The organism is Reichenbachiella sp. (assembly GCF_039941815.1).
GTDB lineage: Bacteria > Bacteroidota > Bacteroidia > Cytophagales > Cyclobacteriaceae > Reichenbachiella.
Genome location: NZ_JBDVDW010000065.1, coordinates 119,520 through 140,135, shown reverse-complemented (window position 1 = coordinate 140,135; position 20,616 = coordinate 119,520). Strand labels below are relative to the sequence as shown.

The window sequence follows — 20,616 nt, the reverse complement described above, 5'->3', positions numbered from 1 at the left end:
TATGTTAATGGCCCTGGGGCCTTATGATCAATTAATTAGTCTAAAGTAATTTCAAGAGCCAAACCTCTTAATTCGTGAACGAGTACATTAAATGACTCCGGAATATTTGGTTTGTTCATATTCTCGCCTTTTACTATGGCTTCATATGCTTTGGCTCTTCCGATGACATCATCAGATTTGATGGTTAGTATTTCTTGTAGGACGTTGGCAGCACCAAATGCCTCTAGAGCCCATACTTCCATCTCTCCAAAACGCTGTCCACCAAATTGAGCTTTACCACCAAGTGGCTGCTGAGTAATCAGTGAGTATGGTCCGATAGACCTAGCGTGCATTTTGTCATCTACTAAGTGACCCAGTTTCAGCATATAGATCACGCCAACTGTAACAGGCTGATCAAATCTGTTTCCTGAGAGTCCATCGAAAAGATAAGTTCTACCATACTCAGGTAATCCAGCCTCTTTCAATTCAGCGGCTACCTGATCCATGCTAGCTCCATCAAATATTGGGGTAGCATATTTTCTACCTAATTTCAGACCAGCCCATCCTAAGACGGTTTCATAGATCTGACCAATATTCATCCTTGAAGGTACACCGAGTGGGTTAAGACAAATGTCTACCGGGGTTCCGTCTTCCAAGAAAGGCATATCTTCCTCTCTTACGATTTTGGCAACAACACCTTTGTTACCGTGACGACCGGCCATCTTATCACCTACTTTCAACTTACGTTTCTTAGCTACATATACTTTAGCTAATTGGACGATACCTGCAGGCAATTCATCCCCTACTTCCAATGTGAATTTCTCACGTTTGAATATACCGCCTATATCGTGTCTTCTCTTTCCAAAGTTTTTGACTAATTCAAAAACCATTTTATTTACCTTATCGTCGGTTGTCCAATTGTCCAACAAAAGGTCCCCGATTAGGTTTACTTCTGCTTGTACATTATAGTTAGACTCGTCTCTGTAAATGTTCTTTTCTGGAAAGAGATTCTCTTCTATGTTCTTAGCATTGAATTTCACGCCTTTTGACATGATTTCATCGCCAAATTTGTGCTTAACTCCCTGGCAAGTTTTGCCGCCTAGTAGCTCAACAAGCTTTGAAATCATAACAGCTCTCAACTCCTGTAGTTCTTGAGAGTAGTTGTTTTTCAATATTTCAACTTCTCTTTTAGTCTTTGCTCTAAGGTCCTTGTCTTTCTTAGGTCTAGAAAACAGTTTAGTATCAATAACCACACCTCTAAGTGATGGAGAAGCTTTCAAAGAAGCATCTTTCACATCGCCTGCCTTATCTCCAAATATTGCTCTTAGAAGTTTCTCTTCTGGTGTTGGATCTGTTTCTCCTTTTGGAGTGATTTTTCCAATAAGAATATCACCTTCTTTGATTTCAGCTCCTGTTCTGATGATACCATTTTCATCCAAATTCTTGACTGCTTCCTCACTTACGTTTGGAATCTCAGAAGTCAATTCTTCTTCACCTCTTTTGGTATCTCTAACTTCTAATTCAAATTCGTCAATATGAATCGATGTAAATACATCATCTCTTACAACCTTCTCAGAGATTACAATTGCATCCTCAAAGTTGTATCCTTGCCATGGCATAAATGCTACGGTCAAGTTTCTTCCTAGTGCCAATTCACCATCTTCTGTAGCGAATCCTTCGCAAAGAGCTTGTCCTGCAGTTACCTTATCGCCTTTGTAAACGATTGGCTTCAAGTTGATACAAGTATCCTGGTTTGTCCTTCTGAATTTGATCAGATCATAAGTAATGTGCTCTTCATCAAAAGATACTAATCTCTCATCATCAGAAACATCATACTTAACAACTATTCTATTCGCATCAACATCCACAACTTCTCCTTTGCCTCTTGCCAGAATCAGTGAACGAGAATCTAATGCCACTCTTTTTTCTAATCCAGTGCCAACGATCGGTGCCTGAGGCTTCAAAAGTGGTACTGCTTGACGCTGCATGTTTGATCCCATTAGGGCTCTGTTTGCATCGTCATGCTCAAGGAATGGAATCATAGATGCAGCCACAGATACAATCTGATTAGGCGCAACATCCATGTACTTCAAATCTTTAGGCCCTACTACTGGAAAGTCTCCTTCAAACCTTGCTTTGACGGTGTCGTTTACAAAATTTCCAGCATCCGTCAATGGAGCGTTTGCCTGAGCAATATTGAATGTATCTTCTTCTTCAGCGGTCAAATACTTGACATTACTAGTCATGTTTACTTTGCCGCTCTCAACTTCTCTATATGGAGTCTCAATAAATCCCATGCTATTGACTTTAGCATGTACACATAGTGACGAGATCAATCCGATATTTGGACCCTCAGGAGTTTCAATAGTACATAGACGACCGTAGTGCGTATAGTGTACATCGCGAACCTCAAAACCTGCTCTTTCTCTTGAAAGACCACCTGGCCCTAATGCAGACATTCTTCTTTTGTGTGTCACCTCTGCTAATGGATTGGTTTGATCCATGAACTGAGACAGCTGATTTGTACCGAAGAATGAATTGATCACTGAAGAAAGAGTACGCGCATTGATCAAATCAATAGGCTTAAATTCTTCATTATCTCTTACATTCATTCTTTCTTTGATGGTACGAGCCATTCTTGAAAGTCCTACGCCAAATTGAGCATACAACTGCTCTCCAACGGTTCTTACTCTTCTATTACTCAAATGGTCAATATCATCAACTACCGCTTTGGAGTTGATCAATCCAATCAGGTATTTTACTATAAGGATGATATCCTCTGTAGTCAATACCCTTGAGTCGTTACTTAAATCCAACTGCAGTTTACGGTTGATTCTATATCTACCTACTTCACCCAGATCATATCTCTTATCACTGAAAAACAAATTGTTGATAATGTCTCTTGCTGTCTGCTCATCAGGAGCTTCAGTGTTTCTCAATTGTCTATAGATTTGCTCTACAGCCTCTTTTTCAGAGTTTGAGTTATCTTTCTGAAGTGTGTTATAAATGATGGAGTAATCAGTGATATTTACATCCTTTTTGTGCAGAATAATTGACTTGGATCCAGATTCCATGATGGTCTCTATATCCTCCTCACTTAGAATTGAGTCTCTTTCAAGTACTACTTCATTTCTGTCAATAGATACTACTTCACCTGTATCTTCATCCACGAAATCCTCAGTCCAGGTTCTTAGCACTCTTGCTGCTAATTTTCTACCTACGACTTTTTTGAGCTCTTTGGCACTTGCCGGAATCTCTTCTGATAATCCAAATAGGTCAAGTATGTCTTTATCAGACCCATAACCAATTGATCTAAGAAGAGTAGTTACCGGAAATTTCTTTTTACGATCGATGTAAGCATACATCACGTTATTAACGTCAGTCGCGAATTCTATCCAAGATCCTTTGAATGGAATAATTCTAGCTGAATATAGTTTCGTACCGTTGGTGTGCTTGCTTTGTGCAAAGAATACACCCGGCGATCTATGAAGCTGTGAAACTATCACACGTTCTGCTCCATTGATTACGAACGACCCTTTAGAAGTCATGTATGGGATATTTCCCAAGAATACTTCTTGCTCGATGGTTTCAAAATCGTCGTTGTCCTCATCGTTGCAAGACAATTTCAGTTTTGCTTTAAGAGGAACAGAATATGTCAATCCTCTATCGATACACTCATCCACGTTATATTTCGGTGGATCTACCAAGTAATCGATAAATTCAAGTACAAAATTTTCTCTTGAATCAGAAATAGGGAAGTTTTCTGAGAAAACTTTGAAGAGTCCTTCCTGAATTCTTTTTTCAGCGGGCGTTTCCAACTGAAAAAAGTCTTCAAAAGATTGTAATTGAACCTTCAAAAAATCAGGATAGTCAATCACTGATTTTATCGAAGAAAAATTAATTCTTTCGGATTTATTTTTACTAGCCAAGGCCGTACAATTTTATGTGATAATAATGTAAGTAATTGTTTCTTTTTTTTAGAAACAGGAAAAGACCTGATCCCAATCCCGATATGAGTCGGGACTGGGACAGGCCTAATATTTTAGACGTTTTTAAAACTAAAAACCGTCAAATTTTTACTTAAGCTCTACTTCAGCTCCAGCTTCTTCAAGCTGCTTCTTAAGTCCTTCAGCTTCGTCTTTAGCAACACCTTCTTTCACTGCTTTAGGTGCACCGTCAACTAGTTCTTTAGCTTCCTTCAATCCAAGTCCAGTCAATTCCTTAACCAACTTCACGATAGCCAATTTAGCTCCTCCTGGAGATTTCAAGATAACGTCGAAAGAATCTTTCTCAGCAGCAGCTTCTTCACCACCACCAGCGCCAGCTACCATTACTGGAGCAGCTGCTGCAGCAGGTTCGATGCCATGCTCATCTTTCAAGATTTCAGCTAATTCATTTACTTCCTTTACAGTTAGTCCAACCAACTGATCAGCGAATGCTTTTAAATCTGCCATTTTATTTTAGTATTTAATATTTAATAATTTGAAACCAATTTTAACGTTCTGACAACGTTTTGACCAACCCTGAAAGTGTTGTTCCTCCACTCTGTAGAGCAGATACAACATTCTTTGCAGGAGATTGCAACAATCCGATAACCTCGCCAATAAGTTCCTTTTTGGACTTAAGTGTGGCAAGTGTACTCAGATGTTCCTCACCAATAAAGAGATCGTAATCGATGGAAGCTCCCTTTAATTTTGGTCTGTCTGCACTGTCAGCTTTTTTAAATTCTTTGATGATCTTAGCAGGAAGATTAGCACTTTCTGCTCCTGTGAACATCACTCCTGAAAATCCAGTCAACACTTCATCATTCAATGAAGAAAAGTCGGCATCGACTGTTTCCAGAGCCTTTCTAATAAGTGTATTTTTCACCACTTTGTACTCTACACCATTATCAAAACATTTCTGTCTGAAATCATTTATCTCAGCCACAGTTAAACTTGAGGCATCGGTAAAATAGAAATTACTAGTTTCCTTGAATTTCTCTGAAAGTTCTTTGATAACGACTGCTTTTTCTGCTCTAGTCATTTTGTTCTTTATTTAGAATCTTGTCGCAAGCGACATTGATTATAAAAGATCTTTTAAATTCCAGCTGATGCTTTATCAATTGAAACACCTGAGCTCATGGTACTTGATAGGCTTATGCCTTTCATATAGGTACCTTTTGCACTTGCAGGTTTCAATTTATTCACCATATTGATCAACTCCATCGCATTCTCTTTGATTTGCTCAGGAGTGAAAGATGCTTTCGCTACACTCGCGTGAATAATACCAAATTTGTCTACTTTGAAATCAATCTTACCAGATTTCACTTCTTGTACGGCTTTAGCCACATCTAATGTCACGGTACCAGACTTAGGGTTAGGCATCAGTCCTCTAGGGCCCAATACTCTACCTATTCTACCTACTTTGGCCATTACTGTTGGCATAGTCACTATAACGTCGATATCTGTCCAACCTTCTTCGATTTTCTTGATATAGTCGTCAAGTCCTACATGATCAGCTCCAGCGTCTTTAGCTTCTTGCTCTTTATCCGGAGTACACAGTACAAGAACTCTTACTTCTTTACCAGTTCCATGAGGCAGTGTTACCACTCCTCTCACCATTTGGTCTGCCTTTCTTGGATCAACTCCTAACCTAATATCAACATCCACTGAGGCGTCGAATTTAGTTGTAGTGATGTCCTTTACTATCTGCGATGCTTCGTCGATGGAATAATCCTTAGACTTGTCATATCTTTCAGCAGCTAGCTTTTGATTTTTCGTTAATTTTGCCATTTTAATTTAAAATTAATTAGGCCCAAGGGGCTTGACCACTTACTTTTATACCCATACTTCTAGCTGTACCAGCTACTTGTTTCATTGCTGACTCTATTGTAAATGCATTTAAATCAGGCATTTTAGTTTCAGCAATTTCCTTCACTTGATCCCAAGTTACGCTACCCACCTTGTCGCGATTAGGCTCCGAAGAGGCCTTTTTCAGTTTTGCCGCATTCATCAGCAATACTGGCGCAGGAGGAGTTTTTATAACAAAATCAAATGACTTATCGGTATATATTGTAACAAGCACAGGTAATACCTGTCCTGCTTTTTCCTGGGTTCTGGCATTAAATTGCTTACAGAAGTCCATAATGTTGAGACCTTTACTACCTAGTGCAGGTCCTACAGGAGGAGAAGGATTGGCTGCGCCACCCTTTATCTGTAATTTTAAGTAACCACTAATTTCCTTAGCCATTTTTACTCTGTTTTTTCTACTTGTATATAATTAAGTTCTACAGGTGTGTTTCGTCCAAAGATTTTCACCATTACATTTAGCTTCTTTCTTTCTTCGAATACTTCTTCTACTGTACCTGTAAATCCACTGAACGGGCCATCCATTACTTTCACAGTTTCTCCTACTATAAAAGGAGTATCGAGTTTTTCTTCGAACTCATCTACTTCTTCTACTTTACCCAAAATTCGGTTTACCTCATTTTGTCTTAGGGGAACTGGTGTTTTGGAAGGTCCTCCATCGTCGGCACCTAAAAAGCCAATAACTCCTGGTATTTTCGTGATGGTGTGTTGTACTTCGCCGTATTTTAGGTCTGCAGAAATAAGGATATAACCCGGGAAGAAATTTCTTTCTCTCACGCGCTTTTTCCCATTTCTCATTTCATATACCTTTTCAGCAGGTATCATGACTTGAGGAATGTATTCTTCAAGACCCATTCTTGCTATCTCAGTTTCCAAGTAGGTTTTCACCTTTTTCTCTTGTCCACTGACCGCACGAACTACGTACCACTTAAGCTCACTCATAATAGCGGGACTTTTTTTGACTAATTATAGATTATAATACCACTTTAATAGATTATCGAAACCGAAATCTATTATTCCAATGAATATTGCAAAAATCAGGGAAGCGACCAATACCAAAATTGAACTGCTCTGAAGCTCACTGTACTTTGACCATGTAACTTTATGGACCATTTCATCATAAGATTCTTTAAAAAAGTCAATCAATTTTGTCATTACTCAAACCTTTGCTTTAAACATTTGCACGGGTGGAGAGACTCGAACTCCCAGCCAACGGTTTTGGAGACCGCTACTCTACCAATTGAGCTACACCCGTAAAACCTTCAGCCCAAAAGGACTGCAAAATTAGGATTAATTTTGATTATAAACAAATGCGCTTCATTAAAAAATGAAACGCATCTGATAATCTTGTTATATCTGTCTTAGAACTTAATCTAGGATTTCAGTTACCTGACCAGATCCAACTGTTCTACCACCTTCTCTGATCGCAAATCTCAATCCTTTTTCCATTGCGATTTTGTTGATCAAAGTAACTTCGATAGTTACGTTATCACCAGGCATAACCATTTCTACTCCATCAGGAAGCATGATTTCACCTGTAACGTCAGTTGTTCTTACGTAGAACTGAGGTCTGTACTTGTTAAAGAAAGGAGTGTGACGTCCACCTTCTTCTTTTGACAATACATAAACTTCAGCTTTGAATTTTTGGTGAGGGTTAACCGAACCAGGCTTACAAATAATCATTCCTCTTTTGATATCGGCTTTCTCGATACCTCTAAGCAATAGACCAACGTTGTCACCAGCTTCACCTCTGTCCAATATTTTTCTAAACATCTCAACACCAGTGATTGTAGACTTCATGTCTTCTGCACCCATACCGATGATATCAACAGCATCTCCAGTGTTAGTAACTCCTCTTTCGATTCTACCAGTAGCTACAGTACCTCTACCAGTAATAGAGAATACATCTTCTACAGGCATCAAGAAATCTTTGTCGATAGCTCTTTCTGGTAATGGAATGTGGTTATCCACTGCTTCCATCAATTCTTCAACTTTAGCAACCCACTCAGGCTCACCGTTCAATGCACCAAGTGCAGAACCAGCGATTACTGGAATGTCATCACCTGGGAAGTCATACTCAGAAAGCAATTCTCTTACTTCCATTTCAACTAACTCTAGCAATTCTGGGTCATCGACCAAGTCTACTTTATTCATGAACACAACCAAGGCTGGAACACCTACCTGACGAGAAAGCAAGATGTGCTCTCTTGTTTGTGGCATTGGCCCATCAGTAGCTGCTACTACGATGATCGCACCGTCCATTTGAGCAGCACCTGTAATCATGTTTTTCACATAATCGGCGTGACCTGGACAATCTACGTGAGCGTAGTGTCTAGTAGCTGTAGCGTATTCAATGTGTGAAGTATTAATAGTAATACCTCTTTCCTTTTCTTCTGGAGCGTTGTCAATAGAAGAGAAGTCTTTTTGCTCTGCCAGACCCTTGTTCGCAAGAACTGAAGAGATCGCAGCAGTCAAAGTTGTCTTTCCGTGATCCACGTGACCAATTGTACCAATATTCACGTGAGGTTTCGAACGGTCAAAGGTTTCTTTAGCCATGTTTGAAAAATCCTATTTTAGTTAAATATTTAATTATATAAAAAAAGGCTACACATAAATATATAGCACAATTACTCAAACCAATATTCGCCTTTTTTAAATTAAAAGGCTTTCAGACGCTGAGCCAATGACGGGACTTCCCCGAAGGGATGCCTTACGGCAGAACCCGTGCAGATGATCACTCTCTCATCATTGGTCTACTTAGAGCCAATGACGGGATTTGAACCCGTGACCTCTTCCTTACCAAGGAAGCACTCTACCCCTGAGCTACATCGGCTTGAAAAATTAAGAGCGGGAGACGAGGCTCGAACCCGCGACCTACAGCTTGGAAGGCTGTCGCTCTACCAACTGAGCTACTCCCGCTTAATATTTCGACTGACTCAAAAATGAATTTGAATCAGGCCAATGTGGGGGGAGCAGGATTCGAACCTGCGAAGACATAAGTCAACGGAGTTACAGTCCGTCCCAGTTGGCCGCTTTGGTATCCCCCCGTGTTCAATAAAAATGAGAACATTCCCTGACGAAATTAAAGCAATTTTCATCGCCGTTTTTCTTAAGGAAGTGCAAAATTATATGCTTTTGATTCTTATTCAAATTTTTGCAAACTTATTTTCAGCATTATTTATTTTTTTTGACTAACATCGATTTATGTCCGTTAAAACTACATTTTTCAGGTAAAATCAAACATTAATTTTATTACTCCACTAGATCATTAGATTTGCTAAATACTATAAACAATAGAGACCAATGAACAAATACATTACTAAATCTCTTTCACTTGTTGCCTGCTGCAGTGTAATACTATTTGCCTGTACTCCTAAGAGTGAAAGTTCTGAATCTGCAATTATGGATACAAATATGGCTGACGGACACAGTTACGCTAAACCAAACGAGGCGGTGGTAACTCACTTAAACTGGAAAGCCGAGGTAAATTTTGAGTTGCAAAAAATACTCGCAAGCGCTAGTCTCACTCTCAAAACTGCCGAGGATGCAACACAGCTAATTCTGGATACCAAAGACCTTAGCATTAAATCGGTAACTAACGGAAACAATGAAGAACTAAGCTTTGTACTCGGTGAGGTGATGCCACATATCGGTGCTCCTCTTACCATTGATATTACTCCCAGTACCAAAAATGTGATAGTTACCTACGAGACGTCACAAGAGGCTGAGGCCCTGCAGTGGTTGGAGCCAAGTCAGACCACGGATAAGGCGTCTCCTTTTCTATTTACTCAATCACAGGCCATCCTGGCTCGTTCATGGGTGCCTATTCAGGATTCTCCAGGCATTCGATTTACATATGAGGCTGAAGTGACCGTACCGACAGAGTTGTTGGCCTTGATGAGTGCGTCAAATCCTACGGAGAAAAATGAATCTGGGGTCTATACATTTGAAATGAAGCAGGCTATACCTGCCTATCTGCTGGCCTTATCGGTTGGTGATATTGAATTTAGTTCGCTAGGCGATAGAAGCGGTGTATATGCTGAGCCTTCGGTACTTGCAAAAGCCGCCAGCGAATTTGAGGATCTAGAAAAAATGATAAGTGCGGCTGAAGCTTTGTATGGTCCATACAGGTGGGACAGATATGACATAATTGTTCTGCCATCTAGTTTTCCATTCGGAGGTATGGAAAATCCACGATTGACTTTTGCCACTCCGACTATACTGGCAGGGGACAAATCACTTACATCATTGGTAGCGCATGAACTGGCGCATTCGTGGTCCGGTAATCTCGTAACGAATGCCAACTGGAATGACTTCTGGCTAAATGAAGGGTTTACTGTATACTTTGAGTATAGGATCATGGAGGCTGTATATGGTCGTGATTATTCTGAGATGCTTGCACTACTTTCTTTGCAGGATTTGAAAGCTGAAATTGCTGACATGAAGGCTGCTGGAAGTTATAAAGACACGAGCCTTAAACTAGATTTGGAAGGAAGAAACCCTGATGACGGTATGACTTCGATTGCCTACGACAAGGGTTATTTCTTTTTGCGATTGCTAGAGGAAACTGTAGGAAGAGAGAAATTTGATTCTTTCTTAAAAGAGTACTTTACCAGCAATTCTTTTAAATCCATGACTACCAAAGGATTCATCGAGAAACTTCAGACTCAGCTTTTTGATGCATATGAATTAGACATCGAGCCAGCATTTTATGAGGCCTGGATTTATTCACCTGACTTACCGGAAAACTGTCCTACTCCTGTTTCGGATAAATTTGAAAACGTGGATAAGGCTTTAGCTACTTGGCAGGCTAACCAAAGCAAGGAAGAATTGCAATCAGCACACAACAGCGATGATTGGAGCACTCATGAGTGGTTGAGATTCGTGAGGGGTTTGCCTGAGGGTCTGACTTTAGAACAAATGACGGCACTTGATTTAGCTTTTGGTTTTACTTCTACCGGCAATAGCGAAATATTCGATGCGTGGGCGATTCTAATCATTGCCAACAAATATGAAGCTGGGTACGAGCCATTAGAAAAATTCCTGATCAATACCGGAAGAAGAAAATTCTTGATGCCTCTTTACAGAGAATTTGTAAAATCACCAGAAGGAACAGAGATGGCGAAGGCTATATATGAGAAAGCAAGACCAAATTATCATTTTGTAGCAAGTAGCTCTATTGATGAATTGCTAGGGATGTAATCCCGAAGTTGAAACTCATTAAAATTTGTAAAAAGGCTGAATTATTAGTTAATTCAGCTTTTTTTGTTAAATCCTGTTGTATAGTGAGGTCAGTCTCGGATCTTTCTCTTTATCTCGAATCTCCCGAATCAACCGATCTACTCCTTGCAGATCGGACATGAGTACTAAGGCCTGAAACGCCGAGAATCTAGCCATGTAGTTGGAATGATTTCTAGCGACTTGTTCAAACTGAGGTACGGCTGCTTTTCTATATTGATCAGGTGCATTCAGTAATTTTTCAGCATAGGCTTGTATGTAAAAGAAGAGTGTGTTGCCGTCAAGGCCTTTCATGCGATTTTGAAACCAGAGATAAGTGGACTCCTCTTTTTTATCGACGTAGTAATCAGCTAATGTGACTACGATATTGAGTTCGTTTTCCTGACTGTATTTGTTTAGAAAATCAACAGGCAGCTCTGTGTCATTTCTGGTAAACTGAGCAATAGTAGAGGCAACTACCAGGTATGAATCATCTTTGAGTGCCTGGTCGAACAAGGTTCGGTATTTCTTAAATCCTTTTTGCCCGAGGTAGGCAATAGCATAACTACGGACATGCGAGCTTGGATCCTTGATCAGGTTCAGCACCTCGGCCTCATATGTTTTAAGTTTGATTTCCTCATCGATCAGATACTCTAGTGCACGCTGACGGATCATATAATAAGGGTCACTAAACGAGCTGGTGAGTAGACGATCAACCAATTCCTGATTCTCGAATGTATATAAGCTATCCATGGTCTCAACTCTGCTGTAGAGGCTGGCGTCTTTGATAAATTGTGTATAATATTCGCTATCTGTTTTAGGATGATCAATCTCTGCCAGCAATTGTCTTTCGCTATCAAAAATGACTACATCTGGTTTTTGGTTCATCGGGAACTGGTAAGTCTCATAGGCCTCGTTTATTACCACAGGATAACTAAAGTTTTGATCTCCTTTCCAGATGTCAATGAATACGGGTAGACGAAATACTGGAGTTTCGTCCTCTGATTGAACCTGGGCTACGCTCAGCGTAAGTGTGTCATTTTCAAAAGTGTGTCTGACTTCCAATTCCGGATGTCCGGTAAAGAAATACCACTGGTCAAAAAACCAGTTTAGATCTTCTCCCGTCACCTTTTCAAATGCCATTCTCAACTGTGCTACTTCTACAGATTGAAAGGCATTATCGGTGAGATAGTTTTTCAACCCCAGAAAGAAGGCGTCATCGCCTACATAATTTCTAAGCATATGAAGTACGGCCGCTCCCTTGTTGTAAGAGTGGGCGTCGAACATGTCGTCTTGATTGTCATAGAAATATCGAATGAGATTCTTCTGTTCTTCACTGGCTTCAATAAAATAGGATTCATGTTCTATTAGGAAAGTATAATCAGCCTCATCCTTACCATATTTATACTCATTCCATAAATACTCTGAATAGCTGGCAAATCCTTCGTTGAGTGTGAGGTTGGACCAGGACTCGCAGGTAACTAAGTCTCCAAACCATTGATGCATGAGTTCATGGGAAATGATATCGTCCCAATTCTTGTCTATAAGATGTCTATCTGTGACGTTGAGTGCCTCGTAGAAGAGTGAAGCGGATGTATTTTCCATAGCACCAGACACAAAATCTCTTACTACAATCTGATCATATTTTTTCCATGGAAATGGATAGCCGAGCTTGTCGGAAAAGAAGGTGAGCATTTCTGGCGTGTTACCAAAGATGTCTTGGGCATATTGACCGTATCCCTTTTCCATCCAGTAGGCCAACGGGATGCCATTCCATTCTTCGCGAACAATCTCAAATTCGCCGACAGCCATCATAAATAAGTAGGGAGCATGTGGCTGATCCATTACCCAAACGTCTGTTCGCTTTCCGTCAGACTGGTTCACTTGATCTGTAAGCAGGCCATTAGATAAGGTTTGAAATTTGTTATCTACTGTGATACTGATCTTCTGAGTACAACGTTCGTTGGGAATATCTATAGTTGGAAACCAGCCAGAGCTGGCTTCAGTTTCTCCCTGAGTCCAGATTTGCATTGGTTTCTCAGGATTTTTGCCATTGGCATTGATAAAATACAATCCGCGATTCTCTTCGATAGCTTCACTTCTTTCCGGATCTCTTTCATAGGGCTTAGCCACATATTCTATTTCAATTCTAAGGGTGTCATTTCTATCATAAGTGTTCTCAAATAGCACTTGCAGTTCAAGTTCGTCATATGTATACTCTACTTTTTTGCCCTCCAATAGTACGGTTAGAATATCCATACCTTTAGCGTCGAGAGTCAATTTATCCTGTTCGTAGAAAATCGGAGTTAGGCTAAGACTCGCTTTTCCCAAAAGATATCTTTTGCTCCAGTCAAACGATACAGCCAGATCGGTATGAAGTAAATCCCAGCTTCTTGATTCAGATCCTCGATATATTGGCAAACCACTAACTTGTGATTCATCGGAAATTGGAGCGCTGTCAGGGCTAGATTGAGTAAAACCAATTCCCGCCTGTAAGGTCAGGATACTAAAAACCACAAAAGACATCTTCATATTAATCATACCATTCAATTTATATTCTTTTATTTCAAAAAGAAAAGCAATGTATCTATACATACTTTCATTTTTCGCGCCCCAAGATATACTTTATTAGCCTTTTGGTTTGACCATTTATGACTATTTTCGCCAGTTAAATTTCCATTTTATATGAGCCCTTACAACAAACTAAACAATATAACAGGCTGGATCATTTTTATCCTTGCCACCACAGTTTATGCTCTTACGGTCGAGCCCACTGCAAGTTTTTGGGATTGCGGTGAGTTTATTGCCGTGTCTTACAAGCTGGAAGTACCCCACCCTCCAGGTGCACCATTCTTCCTTTTGCTAGGTAGACTCTTCTCATTTTTTGCGATGGGAGATGTAGAGCAGGTAGCTTATTGGATCAATATGCTCAGTGTTGTGAGCAGTGGATTTACCGTTTTATTCTTGTTTTGGTCTATCACACATTTCGCTAAAAAATTAGTTGCAGAAAACACTGATTATTCAAATCTGGTGATTATTGGCAGTGGTATCATCGGTGCTTTGGTGTATACCTTCTCTGATTCATTTTGGTTTTCTGCAGTAGAGGCAGAAGTATATGGTATGTCTTCCTTTTTTACCGCCTTTGTGGTATGGGCGATATTGAAATGGGAAAATATAAAAGATCCTTCTGATGAAAATAGGTGGATGATTCTAATTGCCTATATGGTAGGCTTGTCCATCGGTGTGCATTTGCTGAATTTGGTAACGGTACCTGCACTTGCTTTGATCTATTATTTCAAGAAAAGGGAGCAGGTAACAATGAGAGGTATCATCACAACGATGCTCGCCAGCGGTGCAATTGTATTAATAATAATGGAAGGGGTAATTCCTGGCTTGCCAAGTCTGGCTGGCAAATTAGAAATCATATTTGTCAATAATATTGGCCTTCCGTTTGGATCTGGCATTGTGTTTTTTGCCATTGTCTTTCTGGGAGGACTCGTCTATGGCATCTATCATTCCATTCAATCAAGCAATGTCACTCTAAACACGATACTCGTCAGTTTTGCATTTATACTCATTGGATATTCATCATACTCTATTGTTTTGATTCGTTCGAATTATAACCCACCGATAGATGAAAACAACCCTGAAGATGTACTTAGTTATGTCTCTTATCTGAAGCGGGAACAATATGGTAGCAGACCCTTGCTCAAGGGTCAATATTTTACAGCTGACATTGTGGATCAAAAGAAAGGCGCACCAGTCTATACTAAGGGAGAAGATAAGTATGAGATTTCCGATTATAAATTGGAATATGTATATGATCCCGATCACACTACAATACTGCCTAGAGCCTATAGTACACAGCCGAGTCATGTCCAGCGCTACCGAGAGATATTGGGATTAAAAAATGGCGAAAAGCCAAGTTTTGGAGATAATCTCACCTATATGTTTAAGCATCAGCTAGGTACCATGTATTTCCGCTACTTCATGTGGAACTTTGCTGGTCGAGCATCTGACATCCAAGGAGCAGATTGGGTAGGTCTCAATGATGCGTTCGAAAAAGTACCACCAATGCTGGAGGAGAACAAAGGACGGAATATTTTCTATATGATACCCTTGCTGCTAGGCATAATAGGCTTGGTTTTCCAATATTATAAGGATCCAAAAAATTTCACTTTTGTAGGCATGTTATTCTTTTTAACAGGTGCCGCGATCGTACTCTATCTGAATTCGCCACCTACTGAGCCTCGCGAAAGAGATTATATCTATGCTGGATCTTATTATGCTTTTGCTATTTGGGTTGGAATTGGAATGGTTGCGATTTTCAACTTGTTCTTTGCTTTGCTGAAAAAAGGAATCCCAGCAGCCGCCATCTCATTGGCTCTTTGCTTAGGAGCACCTCTACTAATGGCTACGGAAGGATGGGACGATCATGATAGATCCAACAGATACTTTTCTGTAGACTCTGCCAAAAATTTCTTAGCCTCTTGCGCACCAAATGCCATCATTTTTACTGGCGGTGACAACGATACTTTCCCTCTATGGTATGTGCAAGAAGTCGAAGGTTTCAGAACGGATGTCAGAGTGATAGTATTAAGTTATTTCAACACGGACTGGTATATCGCACAAATGATGCGTGATGCATATGAGTCAAAGCCACTTCCATTCGGTCTGACTTTAGAAAACTACAAGCAAGGCGGGTTAAATGATTACCTACCGTTGGTAGAAAGACAAAACATAAAAGGCGGTACCATGAATGCTGCTCAGTTTATCAAACTAATTAAAGATGAACACCCTGCTTTGGCCGTACCGACTTCGATCAGCAGTTATAATTCGGTGCCTGCCAAAAACTTCTACTTACCAGTGGACTCTGCAAAAGTTGCTGAGATGGGAATCATTCCAGAGCAATTTAGCAGCATGCTATCCGATCGTATGACATGGAGTATGAAAGGACGTGGACTGGAGAAAAAGGATTTGGCCATTCTGGATCTGATTGTCAACAACAATTGGGAACGACCAATCTATTTTAATAATACGTCTGCCTCGAGTGTGAATTTCAACCTAAAAGAATACATGGTTCAAGAAGGCAACGCTTTTAGATTGCTTCCTATTAGAAATACTTACGCTGGTGAAATGTTTGTCGATACTGATATGATGTTTGAAAACATGATGAACAATTTCCATTGGAGAGAATTGGACAATCCCACAGTATACTATTCTGAGGACTACAGGAATTTTGTTTTGAATCACAGAGCTAGTTTCAATACACTAATTGAAAACTTAATCGCTGAAGAAAAAATGGATAAGGCTAAAGAAGCCGTTCTAAAATGTCTGGAGATCATGCCTGATCATGTCATCCGCTACGATCATTTCAGTGTACAGCAGGTGGGCTATCTAATTATCGTAGATGAGATCGACAAAGCTGTGGAAATGGCTGAGCTGATTTCTACTCGATCGGACGAGATGCTGACTTACCTTTTCGATACAGGCAATCTTAATAGATTCGAATTACAGAAAAATTTAATCTCACTTAGTGAATTAGCCCGAATATTCAGAGGGACTGAAAAGCTGGAACTCGCCACTAAGTATGAAGAGCTCTTCAGAAAGCACTATCAGATCGCTCAATAGAAGAAGTAAAATACCTTAAAAATGAAAGAGGCTGCCTGGTAAACCGGACAGCCTTTTTTTTATTCGCTCCTTGCTTCTATTCTATTTTTTCAAAAATTTAAAGGCTTCTTTAAATTGGGAGAAGTCGTCCTTAACCACTACGAAATAATATCCGGAATTGAAATTTTTAACGTTGATTCGATATTTATCACTTCCGATGCTCTCTGCATCCACCTCTACCGTATTTCCGATAATGCTATGCAGCTCAAAAGAGGTATCTCGTAAGGTCGAGTTTCTGATATTGACCACTATATAATCTACAGTGGGATTTGGATAGACTTCAATCTGATTTGAAACGTCTAGATCAATATTTTCAAAGACTATAGCTTCTGCAGTAAAAGTCGAGGCACTTGTGCTGTCTTGAGCCCAAGCTGATGTTGCTGCGAAAAGCAAGATCAATGATCCTATGACTTTTATTTTTTGCATGTGGTCTAAGTTCCAAATTCAATGTTCTACAAATTACGCCAATAGCGGACTTATAGTTTCTATGAATATAATTATTTTTTCGATAAGAAAGATAGAAAGGTTTTACTTTTCGATAAGCCCTAGGGATATTCTCGACGAATTTGTCAAAATACGACTTTATATATGATAGGTTCTTCTTCCAGATTTTTTAACCACCTTCCGGATGGCTTTGGGCAAAAGGTCGATTAGATCAGATGCAATTATCGATTCTTCGATATTTTTCTTAGCATATAGGTCTCCTGCCAGGCCATGGAGATAGGCTCCTAAAACAGTACTTTCAAATCCAGAATAGCCCTGACCGATGAGGGCAGCAATAATACCGGTGAGCACATCGCCACTACCACCAGTAGCCATGCCAGGATTTCCACTTGAATTGAAAATTACCAAACCATCAGCGTTACAAATACTGGAATGCGCTCCCTTAAGAAGGACGTTGACCTTGTACTTTTGTGCAAAACCAATCTGCTTATCGAGTCGTTCAAAATCATCTTTCCAAGGCCCCACCAATCGCCTGAATTCTCCAGGGTGAGGAGTAAGCACAGATCCTTCTGGGATTAGAGATAACCATTCTTTGTTTTCCGCAAGGATATTCAATGCGTCAGCATCTATGACCATAGGATGCTGATAATCGCTCACCAATTTTTTTATGACATTTGCGGTGATGGAATTTGTCCCTATTCCCGGGCCTACAGCTATCACATCATAAGCATCCAAATCATAGAGCGAAGATATCACTTGCTCTTCATTGTCCGCAGACACCATGGCTTCAGGTAATTCTGATTGAAGAATATTGACTCCGCATTTGGGCACGTGGATGGTGAGCAGGCCAGCTCCAGCACGCAAGCAGGCTTTGCCGGCGAGCATTGCAGCACCCATTTTCCCAAAAGCCCCTGCGATGAGCAGATTATGGCCTACTGTGCCTTTATGTGAAAATTTAGCTCTGGATTTAATAAATGAACTAATAAATGCCGGAGTAGATAAATAATAATTGGAAGGCAACGATTGAATATATTCCTCAATCAGTCCTATACTCTTTATGACTAATTCACCACTAAACTCTTGATGGTCGGGTAATAGCAATGACAATTTTGGAATCTGAAAACATACAGTATGAGAAGCTCTCATCACTGCACCTTCATCAAAGAGTTGGTCGCAGCCAAGGCCTGAAGCAATATCAACACTTACCCTGTGCTCACACGGTTCATTGTTTAAATGATTGATCAAATCTGCATGAAGGCCTGTCACTGCTCGACTGAGGCCAGTACCAAAGATGGCATCCACTATCACGGTGTCTTTACTCAATGATGGGAAATTGTCGCCTTCCACAAGAGTCTGTGGAATATTATAGTTCTGAATTACGTCGTAGTTGATTTTGAAATCACGAGAACCGGTTTCTGGATTTCCTATGCAAAATAGGGAAACTGTATACCCAGAATCATTGAGCAAACGGCAAATCACAAGTCCATCGCCGCCATTGTTTCCATTGCCACAAAAAACGACGACAGGATGCTCTGAATCGAATTTTTTGGTGAACCAATGTACAAATTCCTCCGAGGCCCGCTCCATCAAATCAACCGAGTGGATGGGTTCGTTTTTTATTGTAAACTGATCGGCCTGGCGGATTTGCTCAGCGTCCAGAACCTTTAGGCATAAGTTGAAATCCATATCCAAAAATCATTAGGGAATTAAATTTAACGAATTTTGGATTGTAAGTTTTATTATCTGTCGACTTCTCCCATAACAAAATCTAAGGACCCAACAATCGCGATAAGATCAGCTATCATATGGCCTTTTGAAATGGCTGGTAAAATAGACAGATTGGAAAAACTGCATCCCCTTGCTTTACATCTGACGGCTACATCAGATCTACCATCTACGCGGAAATAATATCCTAATTCGCCTTTAGGGTTTTCAGCTCTGACGTATAAGTCTTGAGCCTTGGGTCTGATTTTTTTGGGTACCAACTCTCTGGGATCAAACTCCCGTGTTCTCTTATGGTCACCGGTCAATTTTGTCAAACATTGCTCAATAATTTTCACTGATTGATTGACTTCTTCTACTCGCACCCAGGTACGATCCCAGCAGTCTCCAGTTTGTCCCATGGCGCCGCTGCCAATGGGTACATCAAAATCCAGTTCGGGGTAGACTGAGTAGCCATCGACCTTTCTGTAATCAAGTCTGAGGCCTGACCCTCTTAGTATAGGACCCGTGACGCCGTAGTTGATGGCAAGGTTGCGAGGGATGACTCCGACATTGGCTGTCCTTTCGATGAATATTTTGTTGTTCATCAACACCTCATCCAATTCTTTGAGTTTAGGTTTGAGATAGGAAATGAACTCAGCGCATTTCTCTTCGAATCCAACAGGCAAATCATAATAGAGACCTCCAATCCAAATGTAGTTGTATAACATTCTCGCCCCACTGACCCACTCCAGCAAACGCAGGATATGCTCACGATCTCTCATCACCCATAGAAAGGGAGTGAATGCGCCGATATCCAACCCGTAGGTTCCGATGGCTACAAAATGTGAAGCTATCCTGTTGAGTTCTGCGACCAGCACACGAATGTACTCTACCCGCTTTGGGATTTTGTCTTGTATGCCTAGCATTCGTTCGACACCCATGGCATAGGCGTGCTCGGAGTTCATAGCTCCGACATAATCCATTCTATCTACAAATGGAATCACACCATTCATACTTACAGACTCGGCATGCTTTTCAAAACACCTGTGCAAGTAGCCTAGATGAGGTACGACATTTACCACGATTTCCCCATCGGTGACTACTTCTAGCCTTAAGACACCATGGGTCGATGGATGCTGTGGTCCAATATTAATAACCATTTCTTCTCTTGAAAGATTGGCTTCTGTGTGAACATTGGGTGCGGACTCATTTAAATTTTCCGGACGGTACTTATATTCAATTTCCTGACTCATATCGGATCGTCCTCCTCTCTGATGGTTTTCATCCCTCTATAAGTTTCGGGTTCGACATAGTCCTTGCGCATAGGATGCCCTTCCCAATCTGCCGGCATAAGAATTCGACGTAAGTCAGGATGATTCATGAATTTAATACCAAACAAATCATAGGCTTCTCGCTCATGCCAGTCTGCTGTCTTCCATAGATGGCTCACAGTTTCGATTTCGACTTGGTCTCTTGGTATGAAAACCTTAAGTGTAAGCGCATGTTCTAATGGAATGGAATACAAATTGTAGATCACTTCCATTGTGTTGGCCTCTGGACCGTTGTCTATAGCGGTAAGGCAAGAAAGTAAATCAAATAACGTCTCTGGGTGATCTTTCAATACTTGACAGACTGGTGCTATTTGATTGGCAGCGACCACAATGGCAGTTGGTGTGGTATTCTCATCGATGGACAGTACGGTACCTACTCCTAGTTTTGAGTCAATAAGATTTTTGAATTGTTCTACCTGCAT

At 40.5% G+C, this 20,616-nt stretch carries 15 protein-coding genes and 4 tRNA genes; 2 read left to right on the top strand and 17 right to left on the bottom strand.

The window, feature by feature from the left end; genetic code table 11:
* Positions 1-35: 35 nt before the first annotated feature.
* The 12 genes from rpoB to ABJF11_RS17655 form a co-directional block, all read right to left on the bottom strand.
* Positions 36-3,908, bottom strand: a complete 3,873-nt coding sequence (rpoB, locus tag ABJF11_RS17710; RefSeq protein WP_348121459.1) for a DNA-directed RNA polymerase subunit beta — start codon at positions 3,906-3,908, stop codon at positions 36-38.
* 147 nt (positions 3,909-4,055) lie between these two features.
* Positions 4,056-4,433 (bottom strand): 50S ribosomal protein L7/L12, encoded by a 378-nt coding sequence (gene rplL / locus ABJF11_RS17705; RefSeq protein ID WP_348121457.1) that lies wholly within the window; start codon positions 4,431-4,433, stop codon positions 4,056-4,058.
* 40 nt (positions 4,434-4,473) lie between these two features.
* A complete protein-coding gene (gene rplJ, locus ABJF11_RS17700; protein WP_348121455.1) occupies positions 4,474-5,004 on the bottom strand; it encodes a 50S ribosomal protein L10 in 531 nt (176 codons plus the stop codon).
* A gap of 53 nt (positions 5,005-5,057) precedes the next feature.
* Complete coding sequence (gene rplA, locus ABJF11_RS17695) at positions 5,058-5,753, bottom strand: 50S ribosomal protein L1 (protein WP_348121454.1); 696 nt, start codon at positions 5,751-5,753, stop codon at positions 5,058-5,060.
* Between the two features lie 16 nt (positions 5,754-5,769).
* Entirely contained in the window at positions 5,770-6,210 is a 441-nt protein-coding gene (gene rplK / locus ABJF11_RS17690) for a 50S ribosomal protein L11 (protein ID WP_348121453.1), read from the bottom strand.
* Between the two features lie 2 nt (positions 6,211-6,212).
* Positions 6,213-6,770, bottom strand: a complete 558-nt coding sequence (nusG, locus tag ABJF11_RS17685) for a transcription termination/antitermination protein NusG (protein WP_348121451.1) — start codon at positions 6,768-6,770, stop codon at positions 6,213-6,215.
* Between the two features lie 24 nt (positions 6,771-6,794).
* Positions 6,795-6,983, bottom strand: a complete 189-nt coding sequence (gene secE / locus ABJF11_RS17680) for a preprotein translocase subunit SecE (RefSeq protein ID WP_348121450.1) — start codon at positions 6,981-6,983, stop codon at positions 6,795-6,797.
* Positions 6,984-7,010: 27 nt separating this feature from the next.
* Positions 7,011-7,083: transfer RNA gene (locus tag ABJF11_RS17675), tRNA-Trp, on the bottom strand.
* Positions 7,084-7,196: 113 nt separating this feature from the next.
* Positions 7,197-8,384: an elongation factor Tu gene (gene tuf / locus ABJF11_RS17670; RefSeq protein ID WP_348121449.1), complete on the bottom strand. Its 1,188-nt coding sequence runs from the start codon at positions 8,382-8,384 to the stop codon at positions 7,197-7,199.
* Positions 8,385-8,589: 205 nt separating this feature from the next.
* Positions 8,590-8,661, bottom strand: a tRNA-Thr gene (locus ABJF11_RS17665).
* A 13-nt stretch (positions 8,662-8,674) separates the two neighbouring features.
* Positions 8,675-8,747 (bottom strand) — tRNA-Gly (locus ABJF11_RS17660).
* A 45-nt stretch (positions 8,748-8,792) separates the two neighbouring features.
* Positions 8,793-8,875: transfer RNA gene (locus ABJF11_RS17655), tRNA-Tyr, on the bottom strand.
* Between the two features lie 256 nt (positions 8,876-9,131).
* Here ABJF11_RS17655 and ABJF11_RS17650 point away from each other — a divergent pair.
* Positions 9,132-11,030 (top strand): M1 family metallopeptidase, encoded by a 1,899-nt coding sequence (locus ABJF11_RS17650; protein ID WP_348121447.1) that lies wholly within the window; start codon positions 9,132-9,134, stop codon positions 11,028-11,030.
* A 66-nt stretch (positions 11,031-11,096) separates the two neighbouring features.
* On the opposite strand, the gene ABJF11_RS17645 is transcribed toward ABJF11_RS17650, so the two are convergent.
* On the bottom strand, positions 11,097-13,640 hold the full coding sequence (locus ABJF11_RS17645) for a M1 family metallopeptidase (RefSeq protein WP_348121445.1): 2,544 nt from the start codon (positions 13,638-13,640) through the stop codon (positions 11,097-11,099).
* Between the two features lie 90 nt (positions 13,641-13,730).
* On the opposite strand from ABJF11_RS17645, the gene ABJF11_RS17640 reads away from it, so the two are divergent.
* Entirely contained in the window at positions 13,731-16,676 is a 2,946-nt protein-coding gene (locus ABJF11_RS17640; protein ID WP_348121444.1) for a DUF2723 domain-containing protein, read from the top strand.
* A gap of 81 nt (positions 16,677-16,757) precedes the next feature.
* On the opposite strand, the gene ABJF11_RS17635 is transcribed toward ABJF11_RS17640, so the two are convergent.
* The 4 genes from ABJF11_RS17635 to ABJF11_RS17620 all read right to left on the bottom strand — a co-directional run bounded on the left by ABJF11_RS17635 (position 16,758) and on the right by ABJF11_RS17620 (position 20,616).
* Positions 16,758-17,141, bottom strand: coding sequence for a T9SS type A sorting domain-containing protein (locus tag ABJF11_RS17635; protein ID WP_348121442.1), 384 nt, complete (start codon positions 17,139-17,141; stop codon positions 16,758-16,760).
* Between the two features lie 156 nt (positions 17,142-17,297).
* Positions 17,298-18,845: an NAD(P)H-hydrate dehydratase gene (locus ABJF11_RS17630; RefSeq protein WP_348121440.1), complete on the bottom strand. Its 1,548-nt coding sequence runs from the start codon at positions 18,843-18,845 to the stop codon at positions 17,298-17,300.
* 53 nt (positions 18,846-18,898) lie between these two features.
* Positions 18,899-20,116 carry an NADH-quinone oxidoreductase subunit D gene (locus ABJF11_RS17625; protein WP_348121439.1) on the bottom strand — a complete coding sequence of 406 codons (1,218 nt, stop codon included), beginning with the start codon at positions 20,114-20,116 and terminating at the stop codon, positions 18,899-18,901.
* Positions 20,113-20,616, bottom strand: coding sequence for an NADH-quinone oxidoreductase subunit C (locus ABJF11_RS17620; RefSeq protein WP_348121437.1), 504 nt, complete (start codon positions 20,614-20,616; stop codon positions 20,113-20,115). Before ABJF11_RS17620 ends, ABJF11_RS17625 begins: the two co-directional genes overlap by 4 nt.